Origin of the sequence: Polyangium sp. 6x1, assembly GCF_029946515.1 — a bacterium.
Taxonomy (GTDB): domain Bacteria; phylum Myxococcota_A; class Polyangia; order Polyangiales; family Polyangiaceae; genus Polyangium.
In genome coordinates this window covers 230,939-248,135 of sequence record NZ_JARZHH010000006.1, presented here as the reverse complement: position 1 = coordinate 248,135, position 17,197 = coordinate 230,939, and the positions used below count along the sequence as shown (strand labels likewise).

Genomic DNA, 17,197 nt, shown 5'->3' with positions numbered 1-17,197 from the left:
GCACCCGGACCAGCGCAAGCGCTGGACTCGTGGTCGATGAACTGCGCGATGCGCAGTTCATCGAACGGGCCAGGGTCAAGACCGCAACCGACGCTGCCAACCAAGACAGCCGCGCTGAGGGTTCAACGGGCGACGCGGTACCAGCAACGGCCCGTGGGAAGAACTGCGCACCGCGCAGTTCTTCCCACAAAGGTCCAGGGCTGGCCCGGCAAAGAGGGGGCGGACAGCTTAAAAAACTTTCCCCGCATCGACTGCGCGAAGCGCAGTCGATGCCCAGAGGTCCAGGGCTGGCCCTGGTTCGGGTCGAGGGGCGAACAGCCCCCGCGGGGCCCGGGGCAGAGCCCCGGCGCGGCGCCTTCCGTTACTTGAGGATCGACGCGAGATCCTGATCGACCTGCTCTGCCGTCTGTGCAGGGACCTTCGCGTAGAGGCGCGTGCGCTCGGTGCGCACGAAATAGTCGGGTTTGCCTGCGGGATCTGCGGCTGGGACGCGTACGAGCTCGAGGTAGCCGAGCGACGAGCTTGCGGCGTACTCGACACGGAGCACGTCTTGCTTGCCTGCGGGCTCGCTCATCACGTAGTCGGTCGGGCGTAGCCGATCGAGCTTTGCCATGAAGTTCGCGGCTGTCTCGTCCTTCTGATCGGCTGCCGCTGGATCTGCCCAGAAGCGCTTGCCTTCGGGCCCGCCGCGCACGATTTGCCGCTTCTTCCCGCCGGCGCTGAGCTCTGCGGTCGAGACCTCGGCTTCCTTCCACCCGTGGAGCTCTCGCTCCACGAGGCGCGACTCGGCTGTGTCGAGGTCGCGCACGGCGCCGCCGTCGATCACGTACGTTTCGCCTGTTTGTGGCTCGCGCACGTAACGATCTCCGCCGCCGGGCGTTGTCCCGCCCAGCACGAGCTTGCGCTCGGCGCCGCTGAGCGTGACGGTGAGTGTGCCCTCGGGCTCCGCGAGACCGAATTCGGCTGCGCGATCCTCTGGGATGCGCCCGAGTGCGCGGAGGGCTTTGAGTGGCGCGAGGGACTCGACGAGCTTTTGCGCTACGCCCACGCCGACGAACTCGGTCGTCGTCTTGCCGGCGGGGGCGGGCGGCGGCGCGCCTGCGTCGGGGGGCGCTGGCGGAGGTGTCGCCTCGCGCTCCAGCGTGCCGAGGTAGTACGCGCCGAGTTTGTCGGATTTCGATTCGAGCGAGACCTTGCGGTTCTTGCCCTCGAAGACGACCTTCGTCACGTCGGCCGGGCGCCCGGGCCACACGGTTGCTTCGGTCTGTACGAGCGCCTTGGGCTGCTCGTCGCGGGTCCACACGGCCACTGCGCTGGCGGATGCCAGCACGAAGAGCCCCACGTGGACGAAGAGGCCGCGTCCCAGGTTCATGCCTTCCTCCCGGCCGTGCGGCGCGCCCGCCGCGTCACGAGGAGCCCTACGCCGAAGAGGAGCGCCGGAGCCCCGATGATCGTCCCGTAGAACCAGAACACATCCTTTTGCTTCGTGTGCTCGATGCGCACGTCTTCGGGCGTCACGATCTCTCCGCTGAAGCTCTCGTCGCCGCCGAGCCAGCGTACGGCGTCCACTGCGAAGAGCTGGTTCGTCTCGGCCACGCCGAGCGCGAGATCGCTCAGCGCGTCCGCGTCTGCGAGCACGAAGGCGCGCATCTCCTGCGGGCCCTTCACCTTCGCCTTGTCCACGCCTTCCGCGAGGGGCTTCGTGACCGCCGCGGCCAGGTTGAACGTCGCCTTCTTCTCGTCGCCGTCGAGCTCGTAGTTGCCGTTCTTGTCGGCGAATGCCGCGCCCGACGAGCGAAGGACGAAGTCCACCTTCGGCTCGGATCCGGCTTTCTTGTCGAGGGATCCGGCCACCGGCACCAGCACCACCGCGCGCTGCGAAACCCGGCTCAAGGTCGAGACCGAGGCGTGCGACGAGAAGCGGTTCGACACGATGTTCGCCTTGTCCGAGGCGTTGCGCCGCCGCGGGACGAAGAGCTGGTCCGTCGTGGCGAGCACGGTCGGATCGAACGAGAGATCCGCGAGCGCCGCGAGCGGGGCGAGATCGCCCTTCGTCTCTGGATCCAGCGCGAGGAGCAGCTTGCCGCCGCGCGCCGCGTACTTCTCGAGCGAGGTGATCTCCTCGGGCAAGAACGCTTGCGACGGGCCGAGCACCACGACGATCGACGCGTCGTCGGGCACCGCGTTCGCGAGGCCCTGCGGCATGCCGAGGTCCTTCACCGCGTAGTTCTGGCTCTCCAGCAACCGACGCAGGACCTTTGCGGTCCGGCCCTCGGCTGCTGCCGCGCCTGCGCCTTCGTTGAGCTCGCCGTGCCCGACCGTGAAGTAGGCCGTGCGCTGCTCCTTCATCGCCTTGAGGAGGGCCTTCTGGAAGTCGGCGTCGAGCGTCTTCAGCTTCGCCGCCGCCTTGGTCATCTCCTTGTCGAGCGTGAGCGTCTCGCGCGTCGGCCCGCGCAGGATCACGATCACCGCGTCCTGCGTGACCTTGTTGTCCTTCGCGAGCTGCGGGTTGAGCAGACGGTCGTAGAAGCCGTACTTGAAGTTCGGCGAGCTCTTCGCGATGTCTGCGAGGTAGCCCTCGACCTCCATGCCGACGTCGTTCAAGGGCGGGAAGAACGCGCGCACCTCGACGGTGTCCGGCGCGCTCGTCACGATCTTCTTCGTCGACTCGCTCGCCTTCGCCGTGCGGAAGTACGAGAAGTCGGCCTTCACGTCGAGCTCGCCGGCTGCGTACGTGAAGAGCGCCGCGTAGGCCACCGCGAGCGCGAGCGAGAGGCCCGCGATGGTCGCCGCGCGCACGCGACGGCCCTCGACGCGCGGCGCGCGCCGCATGGGCGCGAGCGCGATCTCGCCGAACACGAGCGGCAGCACCGACACGAGGATCAGGACGACCCACGCGACCGTGCTCGCCCCGTCGAAGCGGGCGCGTTTGTCCGGCGCCGCGTCGAGGATGCCGAGCGCGCGCCGGCCGGCCTCGGTGTTCCCCGCGAAGTAGATCGCGAGGCCGAGGAGCCCGAGCGCCGCGAAGAGCGACAGCGCGCGCTCGATCTTGCGCCGCTCCGGATCTTGCTCGCCCGACGCGTGCACGAACCGGAGGGCCGTCGTGACGACCGCGCCGAGCACGCCGAGCGCGGAGATTACGAGCCGCCAGGTCTCGACGTTGCCGAGCAGCCGTTCGCCGATGAAGACGAGCACGAGCGAGCCCACGAATGCGGGCGCGAGGAACGGCGCGTAGCTCGGCGGCGCGGGGGCCTTCGCTCCCTTGTCGGCCTTGCCTTCGGGCGCCTTCTCGGCGGCCGGGGCCGCCTCTTTCGGTTTCAGCGCCATCGCCGCGCCTCCAGCGTCTTCGTGGCCGCGAGCAGGAAGAAGTACGTGACGGCCACGTAATAGACCACGTTCTCCAGCTTGAGCACGCCGGTCATGAAGGGGAATTGCCGCTGGTGGTGCAGCGCCATCCCGGAGAGCACGCCGTTCACCGGCGGCTCGGTCACCTTCGCGACGAGCCAAAGCGTCACCATCACCGCGAGCAAGAGCCCGCCGAGGATCGCCGCCATCACCTGGCTCCGGCTCACGGCCGACGTGAACATCCCGATCGCGAGCGCGGCCGAGCCGAGCAGCAGGATGCCCGCGTAGCCCGCGGCCACGTGTCCGAGGCTCACCTTGCCGTTCACGAAGATGAGCAGCGGCATGTACACGCTGGCCAGCGTGACGAGCCCGATCATCGCGAGCGCCGCGAGGTACTTGCCCGCGATGATCTCGACGTCCCGGATCGGCGCCGTGTTGAGCAGCACCAGCGTCCCGCGCTCGCGTTCCCCCGCGAGCAGCGGGATCGACATGAGCACCGCCACGATCATCGTGACGCCGCTCGCGCCGTTGAAGAACTCGCGCAGCACGTCGGCCGACATGCGCGACCCGGACAGGCCGTTCGCGCTGAACCAGAGGCCCTCGACGAGCAGCGCTGCGGCCCCGATGGCCCAGCCGAGCAGGGAGCGCCCGTACGAGCCGATCTCTCTCCCCGCGACGAGCAGAGCGTTTCTCATGTCCCGCTCCCGTCCTCTTTCTCCGCCGCGGCGTCCTTCGCCCCGGCATCACCCTCGCCGGCCGCGGCGCGCGTTTTCTTCGCGCCCTTCTTGCCGGCCCGCTTCTTCTTCGCGCCTCCGGAGACGCCGTCCGTCGTCTCCGCGCCCGCGAGCTCCAGGAACACGCTCTCGAGCTCACGCTCGCCGCGGCGCACCTCCAGGAGCCCGAGCCCGGCCGTCACGAGCGCGCGGCACACCGCCTCGCGCGTGTCGCCTTCGGACTCGATCCGGAGCGCGATCACGCCCTCGCCGCCCTCCGTCGCGTCGATCGCCTCGACCGACACCACGCCGGGCACGGCGCCCGCGGCATCCTTGGCCTTCTCCTCGTCCCCGCGCACCGTCACGTCGATGCGCTGGTTCTTGATCAGCTTCGCGCTGAGCTCGGCCTCGGTGCCCGTCGCCGCGATCTGGCCGTCGCGGATCACGAGGAGGCGATCACACGTCTCGCTGATCTCGGAGAGAATGTGGGAGGACAAAAGGATCGTGTGCTCGCCCTTGAGACTGCGGAGTAGCTCCCGCATCTCCACGATCTGCACGGGGTCGAGGCCGCTGATCGGCTCGTCCAGCACGAGCAGCTTCGGCCCGTGCACGATGGCCTGGGCGATGCCGACGCGCTGCTTGTAGCCGTGCGACAGGGACGCGATGAGTTGATCCTGCACTTCCGCGAGCGCCGTCGCCTCCAGCACCTCGGGGACGCGTTTGTCGGCGTCGGCCTTCGAGAGGCCCCGCAAGCGCGCGGCGAAGTGCAGGTAGGCGCGGACCGTCATCTCGCCGTAGAGCGGGGGCGTGTCCGGCAGGTAGCCGATCAGCGATCGCACCTCGTGTGGGCTCTCCACGACGTCGAGCCCGTTCACGCGGACGGAGCCCGACGAGGGGAGCAGGTCGCAAGCGAGGATGCGGAGTGTGGTGGTCTTTCCGGCGCCGTTGAGCCCGAGCAAGCCCACGATTTCGCCGGCTTCGATGGAGAACGAGAGCGGCCCGACGGCCCTCCTCTCCCCGTAGTATTTGTACAGGTCGACGATTTCGATCACGGCAAAAGCCTTCGTCATGCGCCGGCGTTTCCCGGCGACGGCGCCCTTATAACAGAAGCCCGCGCCCGTGATTCCCGACCTCGTCGAGATCCGACGCCTGAAACGACGTTCGACCGCCCAGGGCAGCCGCGTCCCGGGAAACGCGCGGGGTCGGGCCTCGCCCGGCCGGGGGATCCCTCGCGAGGTCCAACGTTTCCACGGGATCCCGCTCATCGGTCTTGCGGCCGGGGCGAGCCCGCGAGAAGAGCCGCGCCATGACGGCGCGAGCCATGTTTCCAGGTCCCCGCAACGCTTTCCTCGCGGTCACCGCGATGGCCCTCGGCATGGCGTGCATGCAGGGCAATCGCCCCCCCGAGGTCGCGCCTCGCGGCACCCTCGTGCCCGGCGCCGCCGACGGCGCGGCCACGGTCGACACGCGTGGGGCCTTCGCCGTCGTATTCGGGACGCCGCGCGGGGACACGATCGATCCGCCCGAGGTGAGCCTCGTCTTCAACCGCCCGATGCGGCCGCTCGAGCTCGCGGGCGACGAGAGCGCGCCGCCGGCGTCGATCACGCCCGCGGTGCCGGGTCGATGGGCCTGGGTGGGGACGAACGCGCTCTCGTTCGTGCCGGAGAAGCGCCTGCCGCGCGCCACGGCGTTCGTCGTCTCGGTCCCCGCCGGCACGAAGGCGCTCGATGGATCCACGCTGGAAAAACCGTTCGAGCTGCGCTTCACGACGGCGCGCCCCGAGATCACGTCGATCGAGCCTTCCGAGGGCCGGGACGATCTGCGGCCCGACGCGAAGTTCACGCTGCGCTTCAACCAGCCGGTCGACGATCGCGAGCTCGAGAAGGCGCTCAAGATCTCGGCGGGCCAGCGTCAGGACAAGTGGGCCTTCTCCGTCAAGCGCCCCGATCCGCAGAACGATCAGCTCGTGGAGATCGTCCCGCGCACGCCGTTCCCGCTCGACAGCGAGGTCGTCGTCGAGGTGAAGGGACTCGCGGGCAAGGAGGGCAGCCTCCGATCCGAGAAGGAAGAGCGCTTCGAGTTCCGCACCTACGGCCCGCTTGCCGTGAAGGAGCTCCCGTGTGATCACGACACGCCACGCGGAAAATGCGCGCCCGATGGCGGCATCGGGATCTACCTCACGACGGCCGTCCAGCTCTCCGAGCTGAAGAAGGCCGTCCGCTTCGAGCCGAAGATCGACGTCACGTGGCCCTCGTGGCTCGACGACGAGCACATGACCTCGGGCGTCACCGTCTACGCGCCGTTTCCGCCGGGCAAGACGGTCAAGGTCGTCGTCGCCAAGGGGCTCCGTGATGTCTACGGGCAGAAGCTCGCCGCTGACTACCGCGCCGACGTGGCCTTCGACGACCTCTGGCCCGAGGCCGACATCGGCCTCCACGGCAGCGTCTTCGAGCCCGGGGCGCGGCGCGAGATCCCGATCGACTCGATCAACACGAACGATCTCGAGCTCGTCGTCGCCCCGCTCACGGCGGAAGATGCGATCCATTTGCAGGATGATCCATATGGCCCGGGCCGCACGCCCTCGTACGACGACATCCTGAAGCTGCCCGGCGCGAAGGTCTCGAAGCTCGCCTCGAACGCGCCGATCAACAAGCCCTCGCGGCACGCCGTGAAGATCGAGGAGGCGCTCGGCGGCAAGGACGCGCGCGGCGCGCTCGCGCTCGGCATCCGCTACATCGGCTGGCCCGGATCGAACCACCAGCGCGCGGTCACGAACACCGCGATCGCCAAGGTGAGTGACCTGGCGGTCACCGGAAAACTCTCCGCGCGTGGCTCGCTCCTCTGGATCAGCCGCCTCTCCTCGGCGGCGCCGGTCAAGGGCGCCGAGGTCACGATCCAGACGCCGGGCGAAGCGCCGGTTGGCCCGTTTCGCTCGGACGAGAGCGGCTTCATCAAGCTGCCGCCGGAGGTCTGGGCCCGCGGGGGCTCGGGCGCCGATCGCGCCGTCATCGTCGTCAAGGACGGCAATGATTGGACCTACAAGCATCTGAACGACACGCTGAGCAGCTGGCGCTTCGACATGCAGGTCGACCCTGGGCCGGATCGGCCGTTCGGCCTCGTGTTCACGGATCGCGGCATCTACCGGCCCGGCGACACGGTCCACATCAAGGGCATCTTCCGCAAGGAGGGCAACCCCGGCACCGTGACGCCCGTCGGCCTGCCCGTGGAGATCAAGGTCGAGGGCCCCGACGGCGACGAGATCGTCTCGCGCACCGAGACGCTCTCGCCCTTCGGCACCACGGCGATCGACGTCGTCGTCCCCCGCGCCGGCCGGCTCGGCACGTACTCGGTCCGCGCCACGGTGCAGGAAGGGAACCCGGGCTGGGCCGATGTGAGCGGCGACTTCGAGGTCGCCGAGTATCGGCCCGCCGAGTTCGCGGTCTCGGTCGAGAGCGACAAGCCGAGCTACGTGCGCGGCGACAAGGGCAAGTGGATCGCGCGCGGCGATTACCTCTACGGCGCGCCCATGTCCGCCGCCGAAGCGCGGGTCGTCGTGACGCGCGGCGAAGCTGACTTCCGCCCGCCGAACACCGACGGTTTTACCGTCGATGAAGACACGTTCTACGCGGATTTCGCCGACGAGACCTCGCGGGAAGGGGAGATCGAGAGCCGCACGACGAAGCTCGACGCGAAGGGCACGACCTCGTTCGAGGCCTCGCTCGCGCTCCCGGGCCAGCGCGGCCCCGAGCGCGTGACGGCCGAGGCCGAGGTGAACGACGTCTCGCGCCAGTACATCGCGGGCAGCACCACGGCCATCGTGCATCCGGCCGAGTTTTACGTCGCGCTCCGGACGGGAAACGATCTCTTCGTGGACGCGGGCAAACCCGTGAACCCCGAGGTCTTCGCCGTGGATCCCAAGGGCGCGCGCGTGGCGGGCGTTCCGATCAAGATCGAGCTCGTGTCGCGCACGTGGACCGTCGCGCGGCAAGCGACCCCCGGCGGCCTCGCGCACACCGTGGCCGAGCCCGTCGATCGCGTCGTCGAGAGCTGCACCGTCACGACGACGGCCGGCGACAACCCCGTCTCGTGCAAGCTCACGCCGGCCGCGTCCGGCTACCACATCATCCACGCGACCGCGGTCGACACGCGTAAAAATCCCGTCGGCGCCGCGGATCCGCTCTACGTCTTCGGTGGCTCGGGCGGCGGCGGCTTCGGCGACAGCGACAGGCTCGCCGTCGAGCTCGTCGCCGACAAGGAGAGCTACGAGATCGGCGACAAGGCGCGCTTCCTCGTGAAGTCGCCGTTCGCCGCGGCCGAGGCGCTCGTGACGGTCGAGCGCGCGGGCATCCTCTCGCAGCGCCGCGTGAAGCTCGCCGGCGCGATGCCGACCATCGAGATCCCGGTCACCGAGGATCTACGCCCGAACGCGTTCGTCTCGGTCCTGCTCGTCCGTGGGCGCACCAAGCCCGCGCCGACGAACATAAAAGATCCCGACGTCGGCGCGCCTGCGTTCCGCATGGGGTACGCGCCGCTGCTCGTGAACCCCGAGAAGCGCAGGCTCAAGATCGCGCTCACGCCGAGCAAGACGGAGGCGCGGCCCGGCGAGAACGTCGAGGTCGACGTCGTCGTGCGTGATCACGCGGGCAAACCCGCGCGCGCCGAGGTCACGTTCTACGCGGTCGACGAGGGCGTGCTCTCGCTCATCGGGTACAAGACGCCCGATCCGATCGGCGTCTTCGGCGCCCCGCGCCCGCTGCGCGTCAGCTCGCTCGAAGTGCGCGCCGCGCTCGCCCGCGTCTTCCGGCCGTACGGCGATCTCGGCACGGACAAGGGCCTCGACGGCGGCGACGGCGGCGGCGGCACGTCCGTGCGGCGCGACTTCCGCGCGAGCGCCACGTTCGTCCCCTCGATCGTCACGGACGACGCCGGCCGCGCGAAGGTCCGCTTCCGCCTGCCGGACACGCTCACGACCTACCGGCTCATGGCCGTCACCGCGGCCGAGGACGATCGCTTCGGCTTCGCGGAGAACCGCGTCGTCGCGAGCCGCCCGCTCATGGCGCGCCCGGCGCTGCCGCGTTTCCTCCGCGCAGGCGACGCGCTCGACGCGTCCGTCGTCGTGAGCTCGAAGGGCATCGGCAAGACCTCGGCCACGGTGGAGATCAAGCTCGACGGGCTCACGCTCTCGGGTGAGACGAAGCGCACGATCGATCTCGCGCCCGGCGCGCCCGTCGAGGTCCGCTTCCCGATCACGGCGCCGAAGGCCGGCAAGGCCAAGATCGGCTTCGTCGTGCGCGCGACCGAGTCCGGCAAACCGCTGGAGGACGCCGTCGAGGTCGAGCGCGACGTGCGCGTGCCGCTCTCGCCCGAGGCCGTCGCGCTCTACGGCGACACGACCACCGAGATCGCGGAGAAGCTCGGGGATCTTTCGGCGATCCGCGACGACACGGGCGGGCTCGAGGTCAGCATGGCCTCGACCGCGCTCGTGGGCCTCGGCGGCGGCGTCGAGCAGCTCATCGAGTACCCGTACGGCTGCACCGAGCAGCTCGTGAGCAAGCTCGTGCCGATGCTGCCGCTCCGCGATCTCGCGGGCGACTTCAAGATCCCGCTGCCGAAGAACACGGACGCGATCATCGAGTCCACGGTGGCCGAGATCCTGAAGCACCAGCGCGGCGACGGGGGCTTCGGCATGTGGGCAGGGTCGGATCGCTCGAACCTCTGGGCCACCACCTACGCGCTCTGGGGCCTCGGCGAGGCGAAGCGCCGCAACGTGAACATCCCCGAAGCGGCGATCGAGGCGGCCTCGCGTCACGTCTACGACGCGCTCGACAAGCTCGACGACGAGTACACCCGCGCCGCCGCGCCCTTCATCCTCGACGTGCTCGCCGAGAACAAACACCCCGACACGGGCCGCACGACGCGCCTCTTCGAGGAGCGGAAGACCTTGCCGCTCTTCGCGCAGGCGTTCCTCGCGCACGCCATGGTCGCGAGCAAGCACGACCGCGCGAGCATTGATCAGCTCGCAAACGAGCTCGAAGGCGCGCTCCGGCTCGACGGCAACGTCGCCCGCGTCGCGACGAACCTCGGCGATCGCTACGCCGTGCTGATGGACTCCGACACCCGCACGACGGCCCTCGTCCTCCGCGCGCTCCTCGCGGCGCGGCCGAACCACCCGATCGCCGCGAAGCTCGCCATGGGCCTGCTCGCCGATCGAGAGGGCGGATCGTGGCGCAACACGCAGGAGGCCGCCTGGTCGCTCGTCGCGCTCGACGCGTATCGCAAGGCGCAGGAGAAGGCCGCGCCCGACTTCCTGGCGCACGTCTTCCTCGGGCAGGCCGAGATCGCGACGCAGGCCTTCCGCGGTCGCGACGTGAACCAGGCGCGGATCACCTTGCCCGCCGAGCGTCTCACGTCAGCCGGCGGCAGCGTGCTCGCGTTCGACGTCGAGGGAACGGGCCGCCTCTTCTACGAGGCGCGCCTGCGCTACGCGCGGAAGGAGCTGCCCAAGGCGCCGCTCGATCGGGGCTTCTTCGTGCAGAAGACGCTCCGCCCCGTGAGCCCCGCCGAGCTCGCCAGCCTGCTCGCCGCGTCGCCTGGCAAGGGCGTGAGCACCTTCCCCGGCGGCGAGCTCGTCCTCGGCGAGATCGTCGTCGTCACGCCTTCGCCGCGTGACTACGTCGTCGTCGACGATCCGCTCCCGGCCGGCTTCGAGCCCGTCGACGCGCGCCTCGCCACGACCGCGAGCGGCCCGAGCCTCGACGAGGACGAGGGCGATCCCGAGGACACGCTCGACGAAGAGGGCGGCTACGACGCCGTCGCCACGGGCCGCGCGTACCTCTCCAGCCGTTACCTGCGCGAGCTGCGCGACGACCGCGTCCTCTTCTTCATCGACCGCATGCCGGCCGGCATGTATCGCTATCGGTACCTCGCGCGCGCGACCTCGATCGGCACGTTCGTCCTTCCGCCCGCGCGCGCCGAGGAGATGTACGCGCCCGAGGTGTTCGGAAGGACCGCCGCCGGCACGATCACGGTGACCGCCAGCAAGTGACCCGATCCCGCCTCGCTCGTGAGCTCGCCCGGTGGCTCGTGCCTCGCACCCGCCGCCGCCGGATCGAGCTCGCGCTCGCGGTCGTCCTCTCCCCGATCCTCTGCCTCAGCCTCGCCGCCGCGCTCACGCCGCTGCCGCCCGAGCTCGCCTCGAACGAGCTCGCCGCGGCCGACCCCTCCACGGTCTTCCTCGATCGTCACGGCGTCGTCCTCTGCGAGGTCCGCGCCAAGGACGGCACACGCGCGCGCCCCGTGCGCCTCGCCGACATCGATCCACGCGTGATGCGCGCCGTGCTCGCGGCCGAGGACAAACGCTTTTCCCTGCACCCCGGCGTCGATCCCATCGCGATCGCGCGCGCCGCGGGGCAAGCGCTCTTCGCGCGCGGCATCGTCTCCGGCGGCTCGACGCTCACGCAGCAGCTCGCGCGCACCCTCGTGCCGCGCCCGCGCACCGTGGTCGGCAAGCTCCGCGAGATGGCGCTGGCGCTGCGGATCGAGGCCTCTCTCTCGAAGCCGCGGATCCTCGAAGAGTACCTGAACCGTGTGGCGTTCGGCCCCTCGCTGCGCGGCGTCGAGGCCGCGAGCCGCTTCTACTTCGACAAATCCACCCGCGATCTCTCCCTCGCCGAGGCCGCCGCGCTCGCCAGCCTGCCGCGTGGACCCACGCTCTACGATCCGCGCCGCGGCACGGACCTGCTGAAGCGCCGCCGTGATCGCGTCCTCGAACGCATGCGCGCCGCGCGACTCGCCGATCCCGAGGACGTCGATCGCGCCCTCGGCGAGCCGCTCGTCCTCGCCCCGCGCGGCAGCGGCCTCGGCATCCCGCACCTGCGTCAGGCCATCCTTTCAGGGCGATGGGGGTTCGGGGGCGTAGTTCCGCTTGCCGGCGCGCAGCCCCCGAGCGTGGACCAACGTGCCACCTCCATCACGACCACGCTCGATCGCGGGCTCCAGCGCGAGATCGAGATCCTTGCCATTCAAACGGTCGAGCGCCTCGCCCCGCGCCACGTGACCGCGGCTTCCGTCGTCGTCCTCGACAACGAGACGGGAGAGATCCTCGCCTACGTCGGCTCCCCCGACATCGAAAACGAGGCGCGCCTCGGCCACAACGACGGCGTCCTCGCCAAGCGCCAGCCCGGCTCGACGCTAAAACCCTTCGTCTACGGGCTCGGCATGGAGATCGGCAGCTTCACCGCCGCCACGATCCTCCCCGACGTGGACCTGCACTTCCCGACGCCCGACGGCGACTATCACCCGAACAACTACGACGGCCGCTTCCACGGCCCCGTCCGCGTCCGCGAGGCCCTCGCGAGCTCCTTCAACGTCCCCGCCGTCGTCGCCGCCTCCCGCGTCGGCCCCGAGCGTCTCCTCGCACGCCTGCGCGACCTCGGCTTCGCCTCCCTCGATCGCAGCGCGCGCGACTACGGCCTCGCCCTCGCACTCGGCGACGGCGAAGTCCGCTTGCTCGAACTCGCCACCGCCTACGCCACCCTCGCGCGCGGCGGCCTCACCGTGTCCCCACGCGCCATCCGCGAAGCCCACGCAGCCACAGGCGAGCCCCTCCCACTCCCCGCGCCACCGCCGCGCCGCGTCCTCGATCCGCGCGCAGCCTACGTCCTCACGCACATCCTCGCAGATCGGCACGCGCGTCTCGCGACGTTCGGCGAAAACAGCGTCCTCGAGCTGCCGTTCCCGGTCGCCGCAAAGACCGGCACCTCCAAGGGATTTCGCGACAACGTCACCGTCGGCTTCACGCCCTCCGTCACCGTCGCCGTCTGGGTCGGCAACTTCGACGGCTCCCCCATGAGCGGCGTCAGCGGCGTGACCGGCGCCGGCCCGCTCTTCCACGACGCCATGCTCGCAGCCTCGAGGCTGTACCCAGCGCGCGACTTCGAGCGCCCCGAAGGCCTCGTCGACGTGGACATCTGCCCCCTCTCCGGCGCACGCCCCGGCCCAGACTGCCCGCACCGCCGCAGCGAGCTTCTCCCGCGAGAAACCTCCCTCGCAACCTGCGACATGCACGAACGCGTCCGCATCGATCGTCGGAACGGCCTGCGCGCCGGTCCCGCCTGCCCGGACGCTTCGATCGAAGCCCGCATCTTCGAGCGCTACCCCCCCGAGCTCACCTCATGGGCCGAAAACGCCAGCCGCCCCGTCGCACCACGCGGCTCCTCCCCCTTCTGCCCCGAGACCGACCGCGCTCTACCCTCCCGCATCCGCATCGCCTTCCCCCCCAACGGCGCGCGCTTCGTGCGCGACGGCGCTCTCGCCGCCGAAGAAGCCATCCGCGTCCGCATCAACGCCCCCTCCGAGGCCCGCACCGTGCGCCTCCTTGTCGACGGCCGCGCGTTCATCCTGACACCCCCATTCGAGCGCTCGCTCCCCCTCGTCCCCGGCGAACACACGCTCGTCGTCGAGGCAGACGGGATCACCTCGGAGCCCGTCCGCTACTCGGTGGACAGGTAAGGGGAAGCGCCGCGCCGGGGCTCTGCCCCGGGCCCCGCGGGGGCTACGCGCCCCTCGACCCGCGCCAGGGCCAGCCCTGGACCATTTGGGGAAGAACTGCGCAACGCGCAGTTCTTCCCACAGGCCGTTGGTGGTACCGCGTCGCCCGTTGAACCGTCAGCGCGGCTGTCTTGGTTGGCAGGGTCGGTTGCGGTCTTGACCTGGCCCGTTCGATGAACTGCGCATCGCGCAGTTCATCGACCCCGAGTCCAGCGCTTGCGCTGGTCCGGGTCCAGGGGCGGAGAGCCCCTGGTGGGGCCTGGGGCGAAGCCCCAGCGAGACGCCTCAGCTCAACGTCACGTCAGAACGAAGTTGTTCAGCGTCGCGACGATGACGCCGATGATGCTTTCGCCTGCGATGAGGCCTGAGGCGATCGGCACGGTCATCTCCTCGCCCTTTTTGCTCACCTTGCCGGCGATGAAGGCGGCGACGGCGCCGAGGAACATGGCGAGTGGGTAGTAGAACGGCAGGATGAACCCGAGGCCGATGCCTGTGGGGGAGGGGAGGTATTTTTTGTACTTCGGCAGCAGCTTCTCCAGCGCCACCAGCACCGTGCCTGCCACGAGACCTATGGCGATGCATGTCCGCGCCATCGGGTGCAGGTTGCCGATGCCCATCTTGAACACCTCGGCCACGGCCTTCCACTGCTGCGCTGCGGGCGCCGGGAAGGCGGGGTTGTCTCCGGTCAGCACCGATGCGTTCGGCACCAGCATGTAGAAGCCGATCACCGTGGCGATCGTCCCTGGCAGGATTCCGAGCATCTGCGCGATGAACTGCCGGCGCGGGTTTGCGCCGAGCAGGTAGCCCGACTTGAGATCGGTCAGCAGGTCTGCGCTCGCGCTCGCCGAGCCGGCCGTGATTCCGGCCGTCATCAGGTTCGCCGTCGCGCTCTGCGGGATCAGCACGCCGTAGATGAGCTGCATGATCTTGCCCATCGCGCCCGTCGGCGTGATGTCCGTCTCGCCGGCCGCGCGACATGCCACGAGCGAGAGCACGAACGTCAGGCCCACGGCGAGCAGACCGAGGTGCACGGGCACGTCGAAGAACTTCCAGGCGATCCCCACGACGCCGACGGTCGCGATCGAGCCGCCGATCACGAACCAGCGCATCGGCACCTCGACGCCGGCCCGCTCTGTCCCTGCGTCCCCGCCTGCGGCTTTCCCGAAGCTCTTGAAGGCCCGGACGATCGTCTTCCATTGCAGCACGAACGACAGCAGGCCCGAGGCCACCAGCATCGGCGCGCCGATCCAGAGCCCGATGTCTTTCCAGGCCGTTTGCGGCTTCGCTGCTGCCGTCACCACCTGGCCGAGCTGGTTCTGCCACTGCGCTTCGAGCGCGATGGGCGTCACGAACAGCGCGAGCACGAGCCCGCCCACCACCATCGAGATCGTCGCGCGGAGCCCCACGAGTGCACCGGCTGCGACGAGCGCCACGCCGTGGTCCAGCTTGATGTTGAACGCGGAGAGCGGGTACGTCTTGCCTGCTGCGGTGACCTTGGGCAGCCAATCGAAGATCGCCGACGCGCCTGGCACGAGCGCGGCGCGCGTCACCACGCCTGCCGCGTCCACCGACTTCACGATGTTCAGGTCTTTGAGGAGCGGGATGAACCCGGCGACCGCGGCTGACGCCAGGAGCGCGCGTCCTTTTTCGAGCGCGCTCGCGCCCTGGCTGTAGAGGCTCTGCAGCGTCACGGCGGCGGCCGTGCCCGAGGGGAAGCGCAGCCGCTCCTGGTTGATCATGTTGCGCTTCATCGGGATCGCGATGACCGTCCCGAGCAGCGCGATCGCCACGGTCCAGGCTGCGAGCACCGGCCAGGGCATGTGGGTGCCCTTCGGATTGCCCGGCGAAACGGTCAGCATGAGCAGCGCCGGGATGGCCGAGACCATCGTGCCGCCGGTCGAGTACCCTGCGGCCGACGCGGTCGACTGCATGCAGTTGTTCTCGAGGATCGTCATCGGCGTCTTCACGATCCCGGCGCGCTGGAAGGCGCCCCAGATCGAGAACGAGAGCAGACACGCCGTGATGGCCACGCCGAGGTGCCAGCCGGTCTTCAGGCCGACGTAGAGGTTCGTGAACGCGAGCAAGAACCCGAGGGCCGCGCCCATGCCCACGGCGCGAGGCGTGAGCTGCGCGGTCCCTTCGCCCCGGTAGGCCTTCGCATACCAGGTCTCTTCATCCATCTCGCCGACCGTCTCTGGCGCGATGTCGAGCGGCTTCCCGCGCTCGATCTCCGCGTCCGTCGTCGGCGACGGCTGAAAGAGGGGCCCGTCCACGACTGCGACCGCACGCGCCTCTGCAACGGGCGTCTCGATCTCGCTCATCTCCGCCTCATAGCATGGAGACGGGGTGAACAGTTCGGCCGTCAGGGCTTCCGGGGCGTGGCTCCGGAGCTCGCGCCCCAAACCCCCGGGGCGCGCGTCAGCGGAACGCGACCTCTGGATTCGATGCCTCTCGCGCGAGCGCCTCCCGCTCTCGGGCGAGATAATCCCGGATCGCCGCGTCGAGCCTGGGATCGGCCACGTGGTGGAGGCTCCTCGTGATCGTGGGTTCGAAGCCCCGGGTCATCTTGTGTTCTCCCCCCGCGCCGGGCTCGAACCGCCCGACCTTCCGCAGAATGCACTGCTCGATCGAGTGATAGAAGCAGACGCTGAAATGGAGGAAAGGTCGCTCCTCGGAGGCGCCCCAGTACCTCCCGTAAAGCGCGTCTTTCCCGGCGAAATTGAAGGCCCCGGCGATGGGCCGCTTCCCTTCCCGGGCGAGCACGACCTCCACGCCGTCCCCGAGCCGCGGTACGATCTCCTCGAAAAACGCGCGGTTCAGGTATCTTCGTCCCCAGGAAAACTTGTCCACCGTGGCCGTGTAATACCCATACATGGCGTCCACGAGATCCGGCGTGATCTCCCGCCCGCGCAAGGTGACGAGCTCGATCCCCTGCGCGGCCACCTCGCGCCGCTCGCGCTTCCATTGATTGCGACGTTTCGAGGAAAAACGCGCGAGGAAATCGTCGTACGTCGCATACCCGGCGTTCTTCCAATGAAACTGCAGGCCGTACCGCTCGGCGAGGCCGAAGCGCGCGAGCTCGGCCGCCTGATCCGCGGTCGGGAAGAGGACGTGCGCGCTCGAGATCTCCATCCGGGTGACGAGCTGCCGGAGGCCCTCGGCCATGGCGGCGGCGACCTTCGAGGCGTCGGCGCCCTCGGCGACGAGCAGCCGCGGCGCCGTCGCGGGCGTGAACGGGACGGCGACGACGAGCTTGGGGAAGTACTCGATCCCAGCGCGATGCGCAGCGCTGGCCCAGGCGTGGTCGAAGACGAACTCGCCCTCGCTGTTGCCCTTGAGGAACGCCGGGGCCGCGGCGATCAGCCGCTCGCCCTCGTGCAAGGTGAGGTAGTGGGGGAGCCAGCCGGATCGAGGCTCGACGCAGCCCGTCCGTTCGAGGACGTCGAAGAACGCCCATGCGAGGAACGGGGCCTCGGAGACGCCGCCGAGGGCGTTCCAGTCCTCCTCGGGGATGTCGCGGATCGTGGCGTGGACGCGGAGCTCGAACACTCGGCCGTATCCTCGGCGGGAGACGCGGGGTTGGCAAGGGG

Annotated in this window: 8 protein-coding genes; 2 read left to right on the top strand and 6 right to left on the bottom strand. The window is 69.7% G+C overall.

The genetic code is table 11. The features are described 5' to 3' along the window. Positions 1 to 361 precede the first annotated feature (361 nt). Genes QHF85_RS09570 through QHF85_RS09555 form a run of 4 tightly spaced genes read right to left on the bottom strand, consistent with a single transcriptional unit; the run spans position 362 to position 5,128 of the window. Entirely contained in the window at positions 362 to 1,372 is a 1,011-nt protein-coding gene (locus tag QHF85_RS09570) for a DUF4340 domain-containing protein (RefSeq protein WP_281326794.1), read from the bottom strand. Then, positions 1,369 to 3,327: a Gldg family protein gene (locus QHF85_RS09565; RefSeq protein ID WP_281326793.1), complete on the bottom strand. Its 1,959-nt coding sequence runs from the start codon at positions 3,325 to 3,327 to the stop codon at positions 1,369 to 1,371. Before QHF85_RS09565 ends, QHF85_RS09570 begins: the two co-directional genes overlap by 4 nt. Next, the gene (locus QHF85_RS09560; RefSeq protein ID WP_281326792.1) at positions 3,318 to 4,040 is read right to left on the bottom strand and encodes an ABC transporter permease subunit; all 723 of its coding nucleotides are present in this window, start codon (positions 4,038 to 4,040) and stop codon (positions 3,318 to 3,320) included. The genes QHF85_RS09565 and QHF85_RS09560 overlap by 10 nt, the downstream gene beginning before the upstream one ends. Then, the gene (locus QHF85_RS09555; RefSeq protein WP_281326791.1) at positions 4,037 to 5,128 is read right to left on the bottom strand and encodes an ABC transporter ATP-binding protein; all 1,092 of its coding nucleotides are present in this window, start codon (positions 5,126 to 5,128) and stop codon (positions 4,037 to 4,039) included. The genes QHF85_RS09560 and QHF85_RS09555 overlap by 4 nt, the downstream gene beginning before the upstream one ends. Positions 5,129 to 5,364: 236 nt before the next feature. On the opposite strand from QHF85_RS09555, the gene QHF85_RS09550 reads away from it, so the two are divergent. Both QHF85_RS09550 and pbpC read left to right on the top strand, forming a co-directional pair. Next, positions 5,365 to 11,103, top strand: a complete 5,739-nt coding sequence (locus QHF85_RS09550; protein ID WP_281326790.1) for an MG2 domain-containing protein — start codon at positions 5,365 to 5,367, stop codon at positions 11,101 to 11,103. A gap of 38 nt (positions 11,104 to 11,141) precedes the next feature. Next, positions 11,142 to 13,568: a penicillin-binding protein 1C gene (gene pbpC, locus QHF85_RS09545; RefSeq protein ID WP_281326789.1), complete on the top strand. Its 2,427-nt coding sequence runs from the start codon at positions 11,142 to 11,144 to the stop codon at positions 13,566 to 13,568. Positions 13,569 to 13,903: 335 nt separating this feature from the next. Here pbpC and QHF85_RS09540 read toward each other — a convergent pair whose 3' ends face one another. Next, positions 13,904 to 15,928 (bottom strand): OPT family oligopeptide transporter, encoded by a 2,025-nt coding sequence (locus QHF85_RS09540; protein ID WP_281326788.1) that lies wholly within the window; start codon positions 15,926 to 15,928, stop codon positions 13,904 to 13,906. A 97-nt stretch (positions 15,929 to 16,025) separates the two neighbouring features. After that, positions 16,026 to 17,156 (bottom strand): GNAT family N-acetyltransferase, encoded by a 1,131-nt coding sequence (locus QHF85_RS09535; RefSeq protein WP_281326787.1) that lies wholly within the window; start codon positions 17,154 to 17,156, stop codon positions 16,026 to 16,028. Between the last annotated feature and the right edge of the window lie 41 nt (positions 17,157 to 17,197).

What these genes read in the sequence shown, in the direction of transcription:
- QHF85_RS09555 (WP_281326791.1), bottom strand. Translation starts at nt 5,128, where the DNA reads ATGACGAAGGCTTTTGCCGTGATCGAAATCGTCGACCTGTACAAATAC.
- QHF85_RS09570 (WP_281326794.1), bottom strand. Translation starts at nt 1,372, where the DNA reads ATGAACCTGGGACGCGGCCTCTTCGTCCACGTGGGGCTCTTCGTGCTG.
- QHF85_RS09540 (WP_281326788.1), bottom strand. Translation starts at nt 15,928, where the DNA reads ATGAGCGAGATCGAGACGCCCGTTGCAGAGGCGCGTGCGGTCGCAGTC.
- QHF85_RS09550 (WP_281326790.1), top strand. Translation starts at nt 5,365, where the DNA reads ATGACGGCGCGAGCCATGTTTCCAGGTCCCCGCAACGCTTTCCTCGCG.
- QHF85_RS09560 (WP_281326792.1), bottom strand. Translation starts at nt 4,040, where the DNA reads ATGAGAAACGCTCTGCTCGTCGCGGGGAGAGAGATCGGCTCGTACGGG.
- QHF85_RS09565 (WP_281326793.1), bottom strand. Translation starts at nt 3,327, where the DNA reads ATGGCGCTGAAACCGAAAGAGGCGGCCCCGGCCGCCGAGAAGGCGCCC.